General features: G+C 74.0%; 16 protein-coding genes and 1 tRNA gene. 9 read left to right on the top strand and 8 right to left on the bottom strand.

The features are described 5' to 3' along the window. Positions 1 to 183: 183 nt before the first annotated feature. From C1N71_RS11005 to C1N71_RS10980, 6 genes are all read right to left on the bottom strand, one after another. Positions 184 to 474, bottom strand: coding sequence for a WXG100 family type VII secretion target (locus C1N71_RS11005; protein WP_137756442.1), 291 nt, complete (start codon positions 472 to 474; stop codon positions 184 to 186). A gap of 45 nt (positions 475 to 519) precedes the next feature. After that, the gene (locus tag C1N71_RS11000) at positions 520 to 2,070 is read right to left on the bottom strand and encodes a sensor histidine kinase (RefSeq protein ID WP_137756441.1); all 1,551 of its coding nucleotides are present in this window, start codon (positions 2,068 to 2,070) and stop codon (positions 520 to 522) included. Positions 2,071 to 2,146: 76 nt separating this feature from the next. Further along, entirely contained in the window at positions 2,147 to 2,845 is a 699-nt protein-coding gene (locus C1N71_RS10995) for a response regulator transcription factor (RefSeq protein WP_137756440.1), read from the bottom strand. A gap of 76 nt (positions 2,846 to 2,921) precedes the next feature. Beyond that, entirely contained in the window at positions 2,922 to 4,550 is a 1,629-nt protein-coding gene (locus C1N71_RS10990) for a DNA repair helicase XPB (RefSeq protein WP_137756439.1), read from the bottom strand. A gap of 31 nt (positions 4,551 to 4,581) precedes the next feature. Continuing rightward, the gene (locus C1N71_RS10985; RefSeq protein WP_137756438.1) at positions 4,582 to 6,201 is read right to left on the bottom strand and encodes a helicase-associated domain-containing protein; all 1,620 of its coding nucleotides are present in this window, start codon (positions 6,199 to 6,201) and stop codon (positions 4,582 to 4,584) included. A gap of 1 nt (position 6,202) precedes the next feature. After that, positions 6,203 to 6,466 (bottom strand): hypothetical protein, encoded by a 264-nt coding sequence (locus C1N71_RS10980; protein WP_137756437.1) that lies wholly within the window; start codon positions 6,464 to 6,466, stop codon positions 6,203 to 6,205. A 64-nt stretch (positions 6,467 to 6,530) separates the two neighbouring features. Here C1N71_RS10980 and C1N71_RS10975 point away from each other — a divergent pair, with 64 nt between their 5' ends. Next, entirely contained in the window at positions 6,531 to 6,914 is a 384-nt protein-coding gene (locus C1N71_RS10975) for a cold-shock protein (protein ID WP_137756436.1), read from the top strand. Further along, on the top strand, positions 6,914 to 7,432 hold the full coding sequence (locus C1N71_RS10970) for a DUF3027 domain-containing protein (RefSeq protein ID WP_137756435.1): 519 nt from the start codon (positions 6,914 to 6,916) through the stop codon (positions 7,430 to 7,432). Before C1N71_RS10975 ends, C1N71_RS10970 begins: the two co-directional genes overlap by 1 nt. 40 nt (positions 7,433 to 7,472) lie before the next feature. Here C1N71_RS10970 and serC read toward each other — a convergent pair whose 3' ends face one another. Beyond that, positions 7,473 to 8,576 (bottom strand): phosphoserine transaminase, encoded by a 1,104-nt coding sequence (serC, locus tag C1N71_RS10965; RefSeq protein ID WP_137756434.1) that lies wholly within the window; start codon positions 8,574 to 8,576, stop codon positions 7,473 to 7,475. An 89-nt stretch (positions 8,577 to 8,665) separates the two neighbouring features. On the opposite strand from serC, the gene C1N71_RS10960 reads away from it, so the two are divergent. From C1N71_RS10960 to C1N71_RS10945, 4 genes are all read left to right on the top strand, one after another. Beyond that, on the top strand, positions 8,666 to 9,340 hold the full coding sequence (locus C1N71_RS10960; protein ID WP_137756433.1) for a metal-dependent transcriptional regulator: 675 nt from the start codon (positions 8,666 to 8,668) through the stop codon (positions 9,338 to 9,340). A 166-nt stretch (positions 9,341 to 9,506) separates the two neighbouring features. Beyond that, on the top strand, positions 9,507 to 10,286 hold the full coding sequence (locus tag C1N71_RS10955; protein ID WP_175414191.1) for a C40 family peptidase: 780 nt from the start codon (positions 9,507 to 9,509) through the stop codon (positions 10,284 to 10,286). Between the two features lie 116 nt (positions 10,287 to 10,402). Then, positions 10,403 to 11,170 (top strand): NlpC/P60 family protein, encoded by a 768-nt coding sequence (locus tag C1N71_RS10950; RefSeq protein ID WP_217495991.1) that lies wholly within the window; start codon positions 10,403 to 10,405, stop codon positions 11,168 to 11,170. Positions 11,171 to 11,274: 104 nt separating this feature from the next. After that, positions 11,275 to 11,346, top strand: a tRNA-Arg gene (locus C1N71_RS10945). 34 nt (positions 11,347 to 11,380) lie between these two features. On the opposite strand, the gene C1N71_RS10940 is transcribed toward C1N71_RS10945, so the two are convergent. Then, positions 11,381 to 12,742: a sn-glycerol-1-phosphate dehydrogenase gene (locus C1N71_RS10940; RefSeq protein WP_137756431.1), complete on the bottom strand. Its 1,362-nt coding sequence runs from the start codon at positions 12,740 to 12,742 to the stop codon at positions 11,381 to 11,383. Positions 12,743 to 12,883: 141 nt separating this feature from the next. Here C1N71_RS10940 and C1N71_RS10935 point away from each other — a divergent pair, with 141 nt between their 5' ends. The 3 genes from C1N71_RS10935 (at position 12,884) to C1N71_RS10925 (ending at position 18,120) form a co-directional block, all read left to right on the top strand. Continuing rightward, positions 12,884 to 13,924: a lipid II:glycine glycyltransferase FemX gene (locus C1N71_RS10935; protein ID WP_137756430.1), complete on the top strand. Its 1,041-nt coding sequence runs from the start codon at positions 12,884 to 12,886 to the stop codon at positions 13,922 to 13,924. 99 nt (positions 13,925 to 14,023) lie between these two features. Next, on the top strand, positions 14,024 to 17,911 hold the full coding sequence (locus tag C1N71_RS10930) for a DEAD/DEAH box helicase (RefSeq protein WP_137756429.1): 3,888 nt from the start codon (positions 14,024 to 14,026) through the stop codon (positions 17,909 to 17,911). Beyond that, positions 17,908 to 18,120, top strand: coding sequence for a hypothetical protein (locus C1N71_RS10925; RefSeq protein WP_137756428.1), 213 nt, complete (start codon positions 17,908 to 17,910; stop codon positions 18,118 to 18,120). Before C1N71_RS10930 ends, C1N71_RS10925 begins: the two co-directional genes overlap by 4 nt. Positions 18,121 to 18,147 lie beyond the last annotated feature (27 nt).

The following is an 18,147-nucleotide window of genomic DNA, read 5'->3' as shown; positions in this document are numbered from 1 at the left end:
ATCGCGCAGCGATCTCCGCACGGAGGGCTCAGGGTCGAGGAGCGCGCGAGCGAAGCGAGCGCGCGTCACGAGACCCCGCCCCTCCAGCACAGGAAGGCCCCGAGCATCGCGCTCGGGGCCTTCCCGCGTCCCCGGGCGCTGCCGGCCGCGCCCTCCTGCGCACGCCGAGCAGCCCCGGGGGTCTCAGACGGCGAAGAGTCGCATGTTCGCGCTCTCGACGTCGGCGTACTGCTGCCCGGCGTGCTGCAGCGCGATCGTGATCTGCCGCAGCGACTCCTCGACGCTCGCCTGCGTGCCGCGCCACTGCGAGACGGTGCCCTGGAATGCGGCGGACGCGCCGCCCGACCAGGAGTCCTGCAGCGCCTGCAGCTGCCCCAGGAGGGCGGCCACGTCGGTCTGGATCCTGCCGACGGTCGCGTGCGCGGCCGCCCTGGCGCTGTCGATGGCGTCGCTGTCGACGACGTACCTGCTCATCGGTCCTCCTCGGATGCCACCCGGTCGCTCCGGGATGCGGCGAGGCTAGGAGGAGGGCGGCTGCTCGCCGGGCTCGCCGCGACGCGCCTGTGGACGGACGTCCGTCGACCCCGTCTGGTCGGGACGGATGCGCTCGGTGAGCTCCAGGAGCGCGCGGTCGTCGGCGAGCGGGATGGCGATGCGGAACGTCGCGCCGCCGCCGGGCGTCTCGATGACGTCGATGCGGCCGCCGTGCGCTGCGACGATGCCCTGCACGATCGCGAGCCCGAGGCCCGAGCCGCCCGTGTCGCGCGCGCGCGACTTGTCGGCCCGGTAGAAGCGCTGGAAGATCTTGCGCCGCAGCGCCGGCGGCACGCCCTCGCCGTGGTCGATGACGTGCACGACCGCCTCGCGCCGTCGCCAGGAGACGCCGACGCCGAGCTCGACGGGCGAGCCCTCCTGCGTGTAGCGCAGGGCGTTGCCGACGAGGTTCGCGAGCACCTGGCGCATCGAGTTCTCGTCGGCGAGCACGACGGCGGGGGGCGCGACGGGCGGTGGGGAGAAGAGCTCCGCGGGCGCGGCGGCCGGGTCGACGGCCACCTGCGCGTCCGGATCGATCGCGAGCATCTGGAACGCGCGATCCTGCGCCGAGACGCGGGCGTCGTTCACCGCGTCGTCGACGAGCGGCACGATGTCGAGGGGCCGAAGCTGCAGCGGCCGGCGCTCGTCGAGCCGAGCGAGCGTCAGGAGGTCCTCGACGAGCGAGCCCATCCGCTTCGCCTCGCGCTCGATGCGATCCATCGCGCTCGCGACGTCCTCCGGCCGCTGGATCGCGCCCATGCGGTAGAGCTCGGCGTAGCCGCGCACGGACACGAGCGGCGTGCGCAGCTCGTGGCTCGCGTCGCCGACGAACTGTCGCATCTGCGTCACCGACTCGTCGCGCTGCTCGAGGGCCGTCTCGACGCGCGCGAGCATGCCGTTCAGCGACTGGCGCAGGCTGCCGACCTCCGTGCGCGGATCGCCGGGGTCGAGCCGGGTCTCGTAGTCGCCGTCGGCGAAGCGCTCCGCGACCTGCGCGACCGTGCGCAGCTGGCGCAGCGCCGTGTCGGCGAGCACGCGCGTGAAGGCCGCGCCGAGCAGCACCGCGAGCAGGGCGAAGCCCGCGTACACGATCACGAACGAGCGCCACGTGTTCTCGACGCGATCGAGTCCCACCGCGACGGCGAGCGTCGCGAGCCGTCCGTCGTCGTCGAGCACGAGGGGGAGCACGTCGACGCGCCAGCTGCTCTCGCGGTTGTGCGACGGCACGCTGAACGGCTCCGTCGTGCTCGCGACGTACGCGAGCGAGACCCCGTCGAGGTCCGGCAGCCCGGGCGACTCCTCGCCGCCGGGGCTGTTGCGGCACAGGATGGCGCCGTTGGCGTCGAGCAGCGCGAGGTAGTAGGTCGCGGGGATGCCGTCGAGCTGGCACGCGCCGGAGTCGATGTCGAGGCTCGCGACCTCGAGGTCGTCGTACGTCGCCAGCGCGAACTGCAGGTCGCGGTCGGTGCCGTCGAGCAGCGACTGGCGCACGACCGTCATGGTGCCCACGCCTGCGATGAGCAGGCCGATCGTCATGACGACGACGATGAGGACCGTGATCCGGCCTGCGAGCGAGACGCTGCCCAGGCGCCTGCGCAGCGAACGCACGCGGCTACGCGGACTTCGGAGCCTTGAGCATGTACCCGAACCCGCGCTTCGTGATGATCATGGGCTCGCTCGTGTGCCCGTCGACCTTGCGGCGAAGGTACGAGATGTACGACTCGACGATGCCGACGTCGCCGTTGAAGTCGTACTCCCAGACGTGGTCGAGGATCTGCGTCTTCGACAGCACGCGGTTCGGGTTGAGCATGAGGTAGCGCAGCAGCTTGAACTCCGTGGGCGAGAGCTCGATCTCCTCGTCGCCGACGGTCACCTCGTGCGTGTCCTGGTTCATGACGACCTCGCCGATGCGCAGCGTCGCGTCGTCGTCCTCCGCGCGCGTGCGGCGCAGGATGGCCTTGATGCGCGCGATGATCTCGTCGAGCGAGAACGGCTTCGTGACGTAGTCGTCGCCGCCGACCGTGAGGCCCGTGACCTTGTCCTCCGTGTCGTCCTTGGCGGTGAGGAACAGGATGGGCGACGTGAAGCCCGAGGCGCGCAGGCGCTTCGTGACGCCGAAGCCGTTGATGTCGGGCAGCATGACGTCGAGCAGGATGAGGTCCGGCTCGTCCTCGAGCACCGCGGAGATGGCTGCGGCGCCCGCGCCCACCGAGCGCACCTCGAACCCGCTGAAGCGCAGGCTCGTCGTGAGCAGGTCGCGGATGTGCGGCTCGTCGTCGACGACGAGGATCTTCGGGGACTGGTCGGTCATGCCCACAGTCTCTGACCGTATCCTGACCGCAGCCTGGACGCCGTCCCCTGACGGCGGTCGAGCGAGGAGGTCCCGCCTACAGGTCGGCGGCGTCGAGGATCTCGTACGAGTAGCCCTGCTCCGCGAGGAACCGCTGGCGGCCGAGTGCGAAGTCCTGGTCGATCGTGTCCCGCGCGACGAGCGTGTAGAACGAGGCGCTGCGCCCGCCCGACTTCGGCCGCAGGAGCCGGCCGAGCCGCTGCGCCTCCTCCTGCCGCGAGCCGAAGGATCCCGACACCTGGATGGCGACGGACGCATCTGGCAGGTCGACCGAGAAGTTCGCGACCTTCGAGACGACGAGCGTGCCGATCGTGCCCTCGCGGAAGCCCTGGAAGAGGCGCTCGCGCTCGTCGACGGGGGTCTGGCCGGTGACGAGCGGCGCGTCGAGCGCCTCGGCGAGCTCGTCGAGCTGATCGAGGTACTGGCCGATGACGAGCGTCTGCTCGCCCTCGTGGCGACGCAGGATGCGCTTCGCGACCGTGACCTTCGCGGGGCTCGACGCCGCGATGCGGTAGCGCTCGCGGTCGGCGCTCGCGGCGTACTCGAGCCGCTCCGACTCGGTGAGGTCGATGCGCACCTCGAAGCACGCGGCGGGGGAGATGAACCCCTGCGCCTCGATCTCCTTCCACGGTGCGTCGAAGCGCTTGGGGCCGATGAGGCTGAACACGTCGGACTCGCGGCCGTCCTCGCGCACGAGCGTCGCGGTGAGCCCGAGGCGTCGCCTGGCCTGCAGGTCGGCCGTCAGCTTGAACACCGGGGCGGGCAGCAGGTGCACCTCGTCGTAGACGACGAGCCCCCAGTCGAGGGCGTCGAGCACGCGCAGATGCGCGAGCTCGCCGGCGCGCTTCGCCGTGAGGATCTGGTACGTCGCGATCGTGACGGGCCGGATCTCCTTGGACTGGCCCGAGTACTCGCCGATGTCGTCCTCGGTGAGCGTCGTGCGCGCGAGCAGCTCGGCACGCCACTGGCGCGCGGAGACGGTGTTCGTGACGAGGATGAGGGTCGTCGTGTCGGTCGCGGCCATCGCCGCGGCGCCCACGATCGTCTTGCCGGCGCCGCAGGGCAGCACCACGACGCCGGAGCCGGCATCCGCGAAGTGCCGCACGGCGTCCTGCTGGTAGGGCCGCAGCACCCAGCCGTCCTCGACGAGGTCGATGTCGAAGGGGGTCCCGGGCGTGAAGCCGGCGAGGTCCTCGGCCGGCCAGCCGATCTTGACGAGCTCCTGCTTCAGCTGGCCCCGCGCCCAGTCGACGATGCGGATGCCGCCCTCCACGTCCTCCGCGAGCAGCGGGGCGATGCGCTTCGATCGCCGCACCTCGGCGAGCACGGGGCGGTCGTCGCTGCGCAGCCGCAGCCCCTCGTCGTCCCGGTCGATCGTCAGCCGACCGTAGCGGGAGACCGTCTCGCGCATGTCGAGCGCGACGGCCGACGGCACGGGGAAGCGCGCGTGCCGCTCGAGCGTGCCGAGCATCTCGTCGGCCGTGTGGCCGGCCGCGCGCGCGTTCCACAGCCCGAGCTGCGTGATGCGGTACGTGTGGATGTGCTCGGGCGCTCGCTCGAGCTCGGCGAAGACCGCGAGCTCATGGCGGGCGTCAGCGGCCGCAGGGTGCGCCACCTCGAGCAGCACGGTGCGGTCGCTCTGCACGATCAGCGGGCCGTCGTTCACGACCGTCGAGCCTAGCCGTGCGGCCTATGGGTCACGGCACGCCCGCGAGGTGCGTGATGGCGGTGACGGGCAGCGTGCGCTCGACGTCGCTCGCCAGATCGCGCGCGCGCAGGCGCCCGTTGGCGACGCCGAGTGGCAGCAGCGACAGCTCGCGCTCCTCGTCGCCGACCGCGACGCGCACCTGCACGCTCACCTTGTCGCGGGCGGCGACCTGCAGCCGCCGCTCGAGCCACGCGCGCTCCTCGCCGCCGACGTCGAAGCCCGAGCCGCGCAGCCGCTGCACGAGCGGCGTCGGAGCGGGGGCGAGCACCTCCGCCTCGTGGCGCGCGGGCGCGAGGAGGGCGCCGTCGGCGTCCTCCATCGCCGCCGGGTACCGCCGCGAGCGGAGCGCGGCCAGCACCGTCGTCGGCTCCGCGCGGGTCACGAGCCGCCGCGGCCCCTCCGCGCGCAGCCGCAGCGCGGCGAGTCCCTGGTCGATGGCGAGCTCGGCGGCGAGCGCGGGCTCGGCGCGCACGGCGGTGCGATCGGGACCCTCGGCGAGCGCCAGGACCCGCACGGCGCCGAAGCGCGCTGCGGCGTCGCGCACGAGGTAGGCGACGGGCTGCGGCACCCCCGTGAGCGAGATCGTCGAGAGGAGCGCGAGGATGCTCGCCTCGTCCTCGCCCGACGCGAGGCCGCGGGAGATCGAGGCGAGCGTCATCCGGTAGGTCGAGGCGGTGCCGCGCTGCTCGATGTCGGCGACGAGCCGCAGGCGCGACTCGAGGGTCGGCACGAGCGGACCGGGCACGACGATCGTGAGGTCGGGCTGCACGTAGGCCGACGAGACCTCCTGCGGCACGAGCCGCTCGAGCCGCTCGGCGCCGTCGCCGTCGGCGAGGCCGGTCGCGGCGCCGTCGCGCAGCCCGAGTCGCGACGCGCGGCGCACCACGACGCCCAGGCGCTCGAGCGTCGCCGCGCTCGCGAGCGGGAAGCGCGCCGCGGGCGCATCGTCGCTGGTCGCGACGACGCGCTCCTCGTGCTCGAGCGAGGCGAGCCATCCGTCGCGCAGCACCTCCCAGCGCTGCGGGAGCGCGAGCGCGAGCCAGCCGGGCGCATCCGTCGAGGCGACGAGCGCGGCGTCCCGCTGCGCGAGCAGCCGCGCCCCGCGCGCGATGGCCACGGCATCGAGCACGGACTCGGGAGCGTCGTCCAGCAGCTCGGCGAGCCGGCGGGCGTCCGACATGGCGAGCGCGCCGCGCGCGAGGACCTGCAGCGGCTGCTCGCGCGCCGCGCGCACGATCTCGGCGACGAGCAGGGTGGATGCGAAGGCCTCCTCCGCCGCACGCCGCTCGTCGCCGGCCGATGCCGAGGAGGCCGCGGGCGCCGGGGCCGCCGACGCCGCCTGCCTGCGCGCCTCGTCGAACGCGTCGCCGGCGACCCCGAGCCCGAGGGCGTCGAGTCGCGGGGTGGTCGCGCCGGAGGCGAGGACGGCGAGCTCGTCGACGTCGACCGACTCGAGCGCGGCGGCGATGGACTCGGGCCGCAGGAGCTGCTCGGCGACGTCGAAGTAAATCACGGCGTGCTGCGGCACGTGGCGTGCGCGCACGAGATGGTCCAGCGCGTCGTCGCTCAGCGCCTGCAGCGCGCTCGCGAGCTCGACCGTGGTCGGCACGTCAGCCCCGACCGCGTCCCTTGCGCACCGCCGTGATCGCGAGCAGCGCGAGCACGCACAGCAGTCCGCCCGGCAGCGCGAACGTCGGCACGAGGAATGCGTAGGGCCACGGTCCTGACGTCAGCCACGGCCAGGCGTCCTGCAGGCCGATCTGCACGAGCGTCACCGCGAAGCCCAGCAGCGCGAGGCCGACGAGCACGGCCGCGGCGATCGCGAGCCACCGCTCGACGGCGCCGATCGGGTCGGCGCGGCGCTCGGTGGGCATCCGTCGATGCTACCAGCGGACGATAGCCTGGACGCCGCACCACCCCCGCACCCCAAGGAGCATCGTGCCCACTGGCAAGGTCAAGTTCTTCGACGACGACAAGGGCTTCGGCTTCATCGCCGGCGACGACGGCGTCGAGGTCTTCGTGCACGCATCCGCCGTGCCCGACGGCGCCGCGCTCAAGGCCGGCACCCGCGTCGAGTACGGCGTCGCCGAGGGGCGACGGGGCGCGCAGGCGCTGTCGCTGCGCGTGCTCGACGCTCCCGTCGTCTCCGCCGTCCGTCAGGCGCGTCGCAGCAGCGAGGACATGGCGGTCATCGTCGAGGACCTCGTGAAGCTGCTCGACGGCGTGGGCGAGGGCCTGCGGCACGGGCGCTACCCGAGCTCGGAGCAGGCGCGCAAGGTCGCGACCGTCCTGCGCCGCGTCGCCGACGACCTGGAGGCGTGATGACGACGGTGCCGAGCGCGGATGCGCTGCGTCTGGCGGAGGCGGCGCTCGACGAGGTCGCGCCCGTCGGCGCGGTCGGCGAGGTCGTCGACGCCGTCGACGAGCACGGCGTGCTCGCGCTGCGCTACCGCTCGCAGCTCTCGGGCTACCCCGACTGGCTGTGGACCGTGACGCTCGCGACGGACGACGAGGGTGCGCAGACGGTCCTCGAGGTCGCGCTGCTGCCCGGCGAGGGCTCGCTCGTCGCGCCCGACTGGGTGCCGTGGGCCGACCGTCTCGCCGAGTACCTCGCGGCCAAGGAGGCCGCTGGGGACGACGATGCCGAGGACGAGGCGGATGCCGACGGATCGGACGACGACGAGTCGGACGACGACGCCGAGGACGAGGACGACGACGAGGAGGGCTTCGGCGACTTCGACGAGCGCGACCTCGTGAGCGACGACGCCGACGATGACGGTCTGGACGTCGACCAGCACGCGGCGTCGGACGGCGACGGCGAGGAGGCGCCGGGCCGCTGACGCGCCCTGCGTCCCGGCCTGAGGCGGGGCCGCGAGCCGGTCAGCGCTCGATGCGCTCGAGCACGTGGTCGAGGCATGCGACGAGCGCCTCGACGTCGGCGGGATCGATGCTCGCGAAGGTCGCGACGCGGATCTGATTGCGGCCGAGCTTGCGGTACGGCTCGGTGTCGACGATGCCGTTGGCGCGCAGCGCCCTCGTCACGGCCGTGGCGTCGACGGACTCGTCGAAGTCGATCGTGACGACGACCTGCGAGCGGTGCTCGGGGTCGGCGACGAACGGCTGGGCATCGGCGCGACCCTCCGCCCATGCGTAGAGCGTGTCCGACGACGTGCGCGTCCGCGCGGCCATGGCGGTCAGGCCCCCCTGCTCGAGCATCCAGCCCAGCTGCTCGTCGAGCAGCACGAGCGTGGCGATCGCCGGGGTGTTCAGCGTCTGCTCGAGCCGGGAGTTGTCGAGCGCCTGCTTGAGGCTGAGCGAGTCCGGCACGTAGCGGTCGGAGGCCGCGATCGACTCGATGCGCTCGATGGCGGCGGGCGAGACGAGCGCGAGCCAGAGGCCGCCGTCCGAGCCGAGGTTCTTCTGCGGCGCGAAGTAGTAGACGTCCGCCGCGCTCGCGTCGAGGTCGATGCCGCCCGCGGCGCTCGTCGCGTCGACGACCGTCAGGCCGTGCTCGGCGCGCACGACGGGGTGCATGACGCCCGTCGAGGTCTCGTTGTGGGGATACGCGACGACGTCGACGCCGCCCACGGGCTCGAGGGTGGGCCGACCGCCTGCGGGCGCGCTCGCGACGCTCGGCGCCTCGAGCCAGGGCGTGCTCACGGCCTTCGCGAACTTCGCGCCGAACTCGCCGAAGGCGAGGTGGTGCGAGCGGCGCTCGATCAGGCCGAACGCCGCTGCGTCCCAGAAGGCGGTCGAGCCGCCGTTGCCGAGGATCACCTCGTAGCCGTCGGGTGCCGAGAGGAGGTCGGCGATGCGCGAGCGCACCGACGCGACGAGACCCCGCACCGGCGCCTGGCGGTGGCTCGTGCCGAGCAGCCCGGAGGCCGCGAGCGCCTCGACCTGGGCGGGCCGCACCTTGGCGGGGCCGCACCCGAAGCGTCCGTCGGCGGGCAGCAGGGAGGCGGGGATCACGAGGTCGCTCACCGGCTCAGTCTACGAGCGCTCGTCGCGTCGCTCGCGTGCAGCCGCGCTCACTAGGGTTGGGAGCATCCGCGCGGGAGAGGAGGTGCCGCATGACCGATCTCGTCGATACCACCGAGATGTACCTGCGCACGATCCTCGACCTCGAGGAGGAGGGGTTCGTGCCGATGCGCGCCCGCATCTCCGAGCGCATCGGCCACTCCGGACCGACCGTCTCGCAGACGGTCGCACGCATGGAGCGCGACGGCCTCGTCGTGGTCGCCGAGGACCGGCACCTGCGGCTGACGGAGGAGGGCCGCGCGCTCGCGATCCGCGTGCTGCGCAAGCACCGCCTCGCCGAGCGACTGCTCACCGACGTCATCGGCCTCGACTGGACGCTCGCCCACGACGAGGCGTGCCGGTGGGAGCACGTCATGAGCGAGCAGGTGGAGCGGCGCCTGCTCGACGTCCTCGATCGGCCGACGGAGTCGCCGTACGGCACCCCCATCCCGGGCCTCGACGAGCTCGGCCTCGAGCGCGCCGACGCGTTCCTCGACGGCGTGCGACGCGCGACCGAGGTCGAGGGGGCGTACGTGGTGCGCCGGCTCGGCGAGCCCATCCAGTTCGAGATCGCGACCCTCGAGCGCCTGCGGGACGCGGGCCTCGTGCCCGGTGCGGCCGTGACGATCGGCGCGGCGGACCGCGGCCGGGCCTTCGCGGTCGACGGCGGCGGCGAGGTGGCGCTGCCGACCGAGCTCGCGCAGCACGTGTACGTCGCAGCCCGCTGAGCCGCGACGGCCGTCGCGGTCAGGGTCCGTCCGAGCGGCGTCCAGGGTTCCATACGAGCCTGAGCCCCACCGCGTGGGGAAGATGACAATCGTGCAACGGTGTCGTACGGTGGCACGAGCACCGCAGCGCCCTCGTGGCGCCCCGACGAGCAGGAACCCTCACCGCATGCAGCACCGCACGACCAGCACCGAGATCGTCGCGCAGCCGACGCCGCGCCCCGGGACCGGAGCCCGTCGCTCGCTCGCCAAGCGCCTCGGCGTCGGCGCCGTCGCCATCGCCCTCCTCGGCACCGTCGCGCTCCCCGCGGCAGCGCTGCAGCAGGCGCAGGCGCAGCCGGCGACCATCGACGGCTCGATCGCCGAGATCCTCGCGCAGTCGCAGCAGACCCTCGAGGTGCAGCAGTCGCCGCTCGTGGAGGAGATCGCGCAGAACGGCCTCGCCGCCACGACGCCCGAGGAGCTCGCGCAGGCGCAGGCCGCCGCGGCCGCCGCCGAGGCCGAGCGTCAGGAGGCGGCGCAGGCCGCCGCTGCCGCCGCCAGCGCGACGGCAGCGAGCCCCGCAGCCTCCGCCGCGTCGACCTCGTCCGTCCCCTCCGCGGCGTCCGGCTCGATCGTCGGCATCGCGCAGTCGCAGCTCGGCGTCCCGTACGTGTGGGGCGGCGCCAGCCCGTCCGAGGGCTTCGACTGCTCCGGCTTCACCCAGTGGGTGTACGGCCAGGTCGGCGTGTACCTGCCGCACTCCGATCGCGGCCAGCTCGGCTACGGCACCCCCGTGTCCGTCTCGAGCATCCAGCCGGGCGACCTCGTCATCTGGGGCGGCCACACGGCGATCTACGTGGGCGGCGACCAGATCATCCACGCCGCGACGGCGGGCAAGCCCGTGAAGTACTCGAGCTTCTCGGCCATGGTCGCCGCGATGGGCACGCCGCAGGTGCGCCGCTTCTAAACCGAGACCGCGACCGATGTCCCGAGCGCGGTAGCGCTGGAACGTAACGTTTTGGTAACATCGGTCAGTCATGCTGCCGGACAGGCGCATGCCGTAGGACCCCAGGAGACTGATTCGTGACCCGAAGCACCGAGATCGCCGAGACCGTCGTCGGCACGACCGACGAGACCACCGAGGCGAACCGGGCCTCCCGCGCCACCCGCATCCGCCGCATCGGCGTCGCCGGCGTCGCCGTCGCCCTCGTCATGCCGCTCGCGCTGCCTGCCTTCGCCAGCACGCAGGGTGAGACGCAGGAGCCCGGCTTCGCCGCCTCCGCCGTCGACGAGCAGTCGGTGACCGCGACGTCGACCGCCGGCTCGCCGGAGCAGGAGGCGGAGCGACAGGAGCTGTACGCGACGACGCCCGCCGAGCTCGCGCAGCTGCAGGCCGACCTGCAGGCGCAGGCCGATGCCGCAGCAGCCGCGGAGGCGGAGGCCCAGGCCGAGGCGGCCGCCCAGCAGCAGGCGGCGTCCGGCTCCGCGACGGCCAATGCCGGTGCAGCGGTGCCGATCGGAGCCGGGGGCAGTGCCGTCGCCAGCGCTGCCCTCGCGCAGATCGGCGAGATCCAGACCTGCACGCAGCTCGTCGCCGACTCGCTGGCCGCGGTCGGCATCCCCTACACGGGCATGGGCAACCTCTTCAACCTCGGCCCCACCATCCCGGGCTCGCAGGCGACGCCTGGCGACATCGTCTACTACTCGAACGGCGGCTTCGGCTCGGCGCACGTCGCCGTGTACATCGGCAACGGCCAGGCGGTGCACGGTGGCTGGAACGGCAATCAGACGGTCGTCTCCGGCGTGAACATCCCCGGCGCATCGGCCCCCGTCTTCATCGACATCGGCTGACGCTCGACGCATCGATCGACGCCCGCGACCGCATCCGGTCGCGGGCGTCGTCGCATGCGCGGGCTTCGCTAGGCTGGGTGTCGCGTCGCGCGATGCGCGACCCGGCCTCTGTAGCTCAATGGAAGAGCAGCTCCGTCCTAAGGAGAGGGTTGGGGGTTCGAGTCCCTCCAGGGGCACCGCAGCGCCTCGGGGCGGCGTCCTCGACGCGGCTCAGCGCGAGGGATGCGGGCGACGGCCCCAGAATCCGTCCGGTGCGAAGAGCGCGTCGACGCAGCGCTCGAGCAGGCCCGCCTCGTGGAGCGCGTCGAGCAGCGTCCACCGGCTGCGGATGCGCATCGCCCGCACGTACGTCGCGCGGAACCGCTGGGGGTCGAGCCCGATCTGCGCGGGATGCGTGACGGCGCCGACGGCGTCGAGCAGTCGCTCGACGTCGCTCGCGGGCAGCAGCTGCGCCCGCAGGAGCTCGGCGACGTCGGGCCAGCCATCGCGCAGGGTCTCCAGTCGATGCCGCAGCACGTCGGGCGCCGGATGCTTCGCACGCGACTGCTCGAGCGCCGCCGTCAGCAGGGCCGGCGAGAAGCCCTCGGCCAGGATGCGCGCCTCCACCTCGGGCCACGAGGGGAACGCGCCGAGGGCCGCGTCGACGTCGAGGCGTGCGAGGTCGTGCCGCAGCGCCTCCTCGTAGAGCGCCGTGAGCATCACGGTGCCGAGCCCGACCTTGAGGCCGTGGGGGAGCGGCGGGTCGTCGTGCATGCCGAGCCCCTCCATCTCCCACAGGTGCGAGCACTGGTGCCCCGCGCCCGACGCCGGCCGCGACGAGGCGTACGCCTGCATCGCGAGGCCCGACGCCACGAGGCCCTCGACGAGGCCCGCGATCGCCGCTGGATCCCCGGCGCGCATGCCGTGGGGATCGGCGAGCGCGCCGCGCAGGGGGTCCTGCACGAGCGCCCACACGTCGGCGTCGATCGGCTCGACGCCGACGGCGTCGGCGAGGATCCAGTCGGCCCCGCCGGGCAGCTTCTCCACGAGGTCGCCCACGCCCGACGCGAGCATCCGCGCCGGCGCGGCTGCGAGCACGTCGAGGTCGGCGACGACGGCGATCGGCGCGGGGCAGGCGATGGTCTGCTTGTAGCCGTCGCGCACGATCGAGGCGCCGAAGGCTGCGTAGCCGTCCATCGATGGGGCGGTGGCCACGCACGCGTAGGGGCGGCCCAGCTCGTGCGACGCGAGCTTCACGACGTCGCCGAGCGTGCCCGCGCCGACGACGACGGCGACGGCGTCGACGGCGCGCAGGCCCTCGCGCACGTGCTCGACCGTGTCCCACGACGCGTACGGGGGAGGCGCCGCGGGCAGGACGAGCGGCTCGGCGAGCGCCACGCCCGACGCGCGCAGCGACGCGGTCGTCGCCTCCCCGGCCGCCGCCCACGTCGTGCCGTCGGCGACGACGATCGCCGCACGCCCCGGCAGCAGGTCGGACACGATCGGACCGACGCGGTCGAGCGCGCCCTCGCCGATCGCGATCGCGCGCGTGTCGGTCGCACGCGCCACCGCGTGCTCGAGGGGCGTGGCCATCGGCGTCCTCCGTCCGCGCGTCGTCGGCGCTCGATGCCACCCTGGCACGCCGCGCATGCCCGGTAGCCTTGACCAGCGTCGCCGTGCCCACGGCGACCGCGGCCGCCGTCGCCCGGCCGCGGCACTCGACCAGAGGATCGCATGACCGTCATCGAGCCCGCCGAGGCACGCACGCAGGACGCCGAGGCGTGGGACGCCGAGGTGCTCGCAGCCCAGGAGCGCGCGCACTACATGCAGTCGTCGGCGTGGGCGCGCACCCGCGAGGGGACGCCGTGGCGCGCGCTGCGCGACCGCATCCCGGTCGACGGCGGCGAGTACCCGGTGCAGCTGTTCGCCAGGAAGGCGCCGCTCGCCGGCACGATCTACCACGCGGCACGCATCGCCGGCGTGACGCCGAGCCACGTCGCGGCCCTCACCGAGCGCGCCCGGTCGTACCCGAAGGGTGTCTTCGCCGTGAAGGCCGAGGTCTTCCAGCCGTACGACCAGGCGCTCGTCGACGCGTTCGAGGCGGCCGGCTGGGTGCGCTCCGTCTCCAGCCAGTACGAGCACGCCGTCATGGTCGACCTCTCCGGCTCGCTCGACGAGGTGGCCGCGCGCTTCAAGAAGCGCGCACGCAACTCCTATCGCTCCGCCGCGAAGCAGGGCGTGACGATCGACGAGGTGCCGATGACGCCGGCGTCGACCTCGCGCATGCACACCCTCATCGACGAGGTTCGCACCCGCACGGGCGGCTACTTCCGCCCGCACTCGTACTTCCAGCGCATCTGGGACGTCTACCAGGACGAGGGGCAGGGGCGCTTCTTCTTCGCGATGCACGAGGGGGAGTCGGTGGCGAGCGCCTTCGTCATCCGCTTCGGCGACACCGCCTGGTACAAGGACGCGGGCTCGCTGCGCGAGAACCCGAAGCTCTTCGCGCCGTACGCGATGCAGTGGGCGATCATGCAGCGCCTCCACGAGGAGGGCGTCACGGGCTACGAGCTCGCGAACATCCCCGACCCCGACGAGTGGGAGTCGAGCGACATTCGCGGACTCTACGTCTTCAAGACCGCATGGGCGCCCGAGCCCGTGCGGTACATGCCGTCGTTCGAGCTGCCGCTGAACGGCCGCCATGCGCTGTGGCAGCGCGCCGGTCGGTACCTGCGCGCGCTGTACACGCGGCGCACGAAGGACGCCTGGTACTGACGCCCGCGCTCGCCGGATGCGCGGCGCCCGCGGGCCCGATGCATCGACACCCCGGGCGCATGCCGCGGATCGGAGGCTCGGCGCTCCTATCGTGAGGACGTGCGGCGAGAGAACCAGGATGCGAGCGGGCGCGGCGACGACGCCGCCGACCGCGCAGCGCACGCCGAGCAGCCCTTCTGGACGACCGAGCAGGACGCCGTCCTGGCGGACGACGACGTGCGCGTCGACGCCGACGCGCCGGCGCCCGCGCCGCAGCACGCCGGGGACGAGCTGGTCGGAGCCTCCGCCCCCGCGCCGGCAGCGGCTCCCGTGGCCGCACCCGTGACCGCCACCGCGACCGCCGAGGACGCGGCCGAGCAGCCGACCGCGGGCGTAGCGCCGAGCGAGGCCGCGCCGCCGACGGGACAGGGCGCGCGCCGCCGCGACTGGCAGTCGTGGCGCCTCGAGGTCGAGCGCATCGGCGGCCGCTCGCCGCTGGCGTCGTTCGTCGACACCACCGCCACGCGCATCGAGCTCTCGACGACGCACCCCGGCGGCCTCGCCCAGTTCATCACGGGGCGGCCCACGGCGCTGTCGAGCCTCATCCGCGACGACCTCGCGCTGCGCGCCGCTCGCAACGCAGCGGCGGCCATCGCGTCGAAGGGCATCGACCTCGCCGCCTCGCGCAGCATCGACGCCGTGCACCTCGGCATCGGGATCGCTCGCTTCGCCTCCGAGCACGGCGAGATCCACGGCCCCGTGCTGCTGCGCCCTCTCGTCGTGCGGCGGCGCGGTCGCGACTTCGAGCTGCAGCTGCAGGGCAGGCCGTTCCTCAACCCGCGCCTCGCGCACGTGCTGCGCACCGAGCACGGCGTCGAGCTCGACGAGCACGCGCTCGTCGCCCTCGCCGACCACGAGGGCACCTTCACGCCGAACCCCGTGCTCGACCGCATCCGCCTCGCCTCGGCGCACGTGCCCGGGTTCCAGGTGCTGCCGCGCCTCGTCGTGTCGACCTTCGCCGAGGTCGGCCCCGCCATGGCCACCGACCTCCGCCCCATGCCGCACACGGTGCTCGACGCCGTCGCCGGCGACGAGGCCGCCCGCTGGCGGCTGCGCGAGGGACGCTCGGCCGTGTCGCGGCTGCCGCTCGACGAGCGCGCGCCGCAGGCGGACCGGCTCGTGCTCGACGCGGATGCCGAGCAGGATGCGGTGGTCGGCGAGATCGTCGCGGGCAACTCCATCGTCGTCGAGGCGCTGCCCGGCTCGGGCGTGACGCAGACGGTCGTCAACGCGATCGGCGCGCTCGTCGACGAGGATCGCCGCGTGCTCGTCGTGAGCCCGCGGCGCGCGACGACGCAGGGCATCGTCGACCGGCTCGCCGCGACGGGACTTCCGGGCCTCGCCGTGCGCACGCAGACGCTGCGCCGCGACCTCATCGCCGCCATCACGCGCAGCGAGCAGGCCGAGCGGCCGGACACGACCGAGATCGACGACGCGCTCGAGCGGCTGCGCAAGGTGCTGCTCGACTACCGCGGCGCGCTGCGACGCGTCGACGACGACCTCGGCGTCTCGGTGCTCGACTGCTTGAAGGAGCTCTCGCGCCTGGCGATGCTGCCGACGCCGCCGCAGACGCAGGCGCGCCTGTCCGCGGACACCGTGCGCCGGCTCGCGCAGGACCGCCCGCGCACCGCGGCGACGATGGTGCAGGCCGCCGAGCTCGGGCAGTTCCGATTCGGTCCGGAGGACACGCCCTGGTACGGCGCCAACTTCACGAACGACGGCGACGCCGCCGCCGCGCGCGCCGACGCCGAGCGGCTCGCGCACGGCGCGCTCGCCGCGCTCGTCGCCGAGGGCCGCACGGTGCTCGGCGGCACGAAGCTGCGCCCCTTCGCCTCCGTCGCCGAGCTCGGCGGGCAGCTGCGGCTCCTCGCCGACATCCGCGACACGCTCGACCGCTTCGTGCCCTCGGTCTTCGACCGGCCCCTCGGCGAGCTCATCACCGCGACGGGCCCCAGGCGCGAGGCCAACGCCGCGCTCGGCGGCATGCAGCGTCGACGCCTGCGCAAGCACGCGCTCGAGTACGTGCGCGCCGGCGCGACGATCCCCGACCTCCACGCGGCGCTCGAGGGCGTGCAGCGCCAGCGCAAGCAGTGGACGCGCTGGGCGCCCGACGGTGCCGTGCCGAGCGTGCCGACGGGCCTCGGCGCGCTCGAGGCGCTGCACCGCGACGCACTGACGGCGCTCGAGCGCATCGACGCCGCGCTCGTCGGCACGGATGCGCCGAGCCTCGTCGACCTGCCGCTCGACGCCCTGCAGGAGCGCCTCGACGAGCTCGCGGCACCCTCGGAGGCCCTCGACAGCATCCAGGAGCGTGCCGCGCTCATGTCGACGCTCGCCGAGCTCGAGCTCGAGCCGCTCGTCGCCGACCTCGCCACGCGGCACGTCGAGCACGTCGAGGTCGCGCACGAGCTCGACCTCGCGTGGTGGCAGTCGGCGCTCGAGCTGCTGCTGCAGCGCGAGCGCGCGCTGCTGCGCGGCAACACGACCGTGCTCGAGCGGCTCGAGTCGGACTTCGCCCTGGTCGACGAGGCGCACGTCGACGCCGCCGCTGCCCGACTGGCGTGGCAGCTCGCGCAGTCGTGGCGCCTCGCGATCGCCGACCATCCCGACGAGGCGGAGGCGCTCCGCTCGATGCTGCGCGGCGGCGGGCTCGACCCGGCGACCCTCCAGGGGCGAGCGCCGCACGTGTCGCGGACGATCGCGCCCGTGTGGCTCGCGAGCCCCTACGACGTGCACCGCATCGCCCGCTCCATCCCGTTCGACGTCGTCGTCGTGCTCGACGCGGGCGCCGTGACGCTCGCCGAGGTCGTCGGAGCCATGACGCGCGCGCCGCAGGTCGTCGCGATCGGCGACCCGGCGACGCAGATCCCGTCGCCCTTCGACGTCGGCATCTCGGCCCTCGGCGTCCGACCCTCGATGGAGCTCGGCAGCCCCGACGAGCTGCACGGCGAGTCGGCGCTCGCGCGCCTCGCCGAGGTCCTGCCCGTGCATCGCCTGACGCGCACGTACCGCACCGGCGGCGCGGACCTCATCGAGGCCGTCTCGCGGCGCTTCTACGACGGCGCCATCGAGACGCTGCCGTGGGCGGGCACGTTCCTCGGCCACGCATCCCTCACGGTCTCGACCGTGCAGGACGCGTTCGGCCTGCCCGACCAGCGATCCGCGCTCGTCGAGAGCCCCGATGCCGAGGTCGAGCGCGTCATCGCCCTCGTCACGCACCACGCGCGGTCGCGCCCGCACGAGTCCCTCATGGTCGTGACGGGCAACGAGCGGCACGAGGTGCGCGTGCAGCAGGCGGTCGTGCAGGCACTCGGGCAGCCCGGCGCCTTCGCCGACTTCGTCGTCGCCGAGCGCGACGAGCCCTTCGTCGTCGCGGACGTCGCCCACGCGAACGCGCTGAGCCGCGACCGCGTCATCTTCTCCGTGGGCTACGCGCGGACCCGCTACGGTCGCGCCATCGACCTCGGCCGGCTCGCGCAGCCCGGCGGGGACCGCATGCTCGCCGTCGCCATGACGCGCGCGCGCAAGGCGATGACGCTCGTGGCGGCGTTCCAGGCGTCCGACCTCGACGACCAGCAGCTCGAGCACGGCGCCGCGGTGCTGCGCGACGTGCTGCTCGAGGCCGAGCGCCCGCACGTGACGCGGTCGACGCGCGGCGGCGATCCGCTGCTCGTCGATCTCGCGCGGCGTCTCGAGGCGCGCGGCCTGCGGACGTCCGTCGACCACGCCGGCCTGCCGCTCGTCGTCGCCAACGGCGGCGTCTGCGCCGCGATCGAGACGGACCACGACGACGACCGACCGCTGCGGGAGAGCCTGCGCGTGCGGCCGGAGCACCTGCGACGCCTCGGCTGGCACACCATGCGCGTGCACGCGTTCGAGCTGTTCACCGATCCCGACGCCGTGGCTGGCCGCATCGCCGAGCTCGTCGGCGCCGACGCCGACGCGTGAGCGAGGCCAGCACGGGCGAGGAGCCTCGCATCCGCGAGGACGGGCTCGTGGAGGACGCGGCGACCGAGCCGCTCGTCGTGCGTCGCCGCGGCCGACGCGTGTCGACGGGACCGGTCGACGGCGCCTCGCGCGAGCCGGCGCCCGAGCCGCGGCAGTCGACCGAGAACGACGACCGCCTGCGCGGCGACCGGCCGCCGCACTGGGGCTGAACGCCGTCGGCGGACGTGGGCGACCGC

The sequence above is a fragment of the Agrococcus sp. SGAir0287 genome, from assembly GCF_005484985.1.
Taxonomy (GTDB): Bacteria; Actinomycetota; Actinomycetes; order Actinomycetales; family Microbacteriaceae; genus Agrococcus.
The sequence above is the reverse complement of the archived record's forward strand: the minus strand, read 5'-3'. Positions and strand labels throughout refer to the sequence as shown.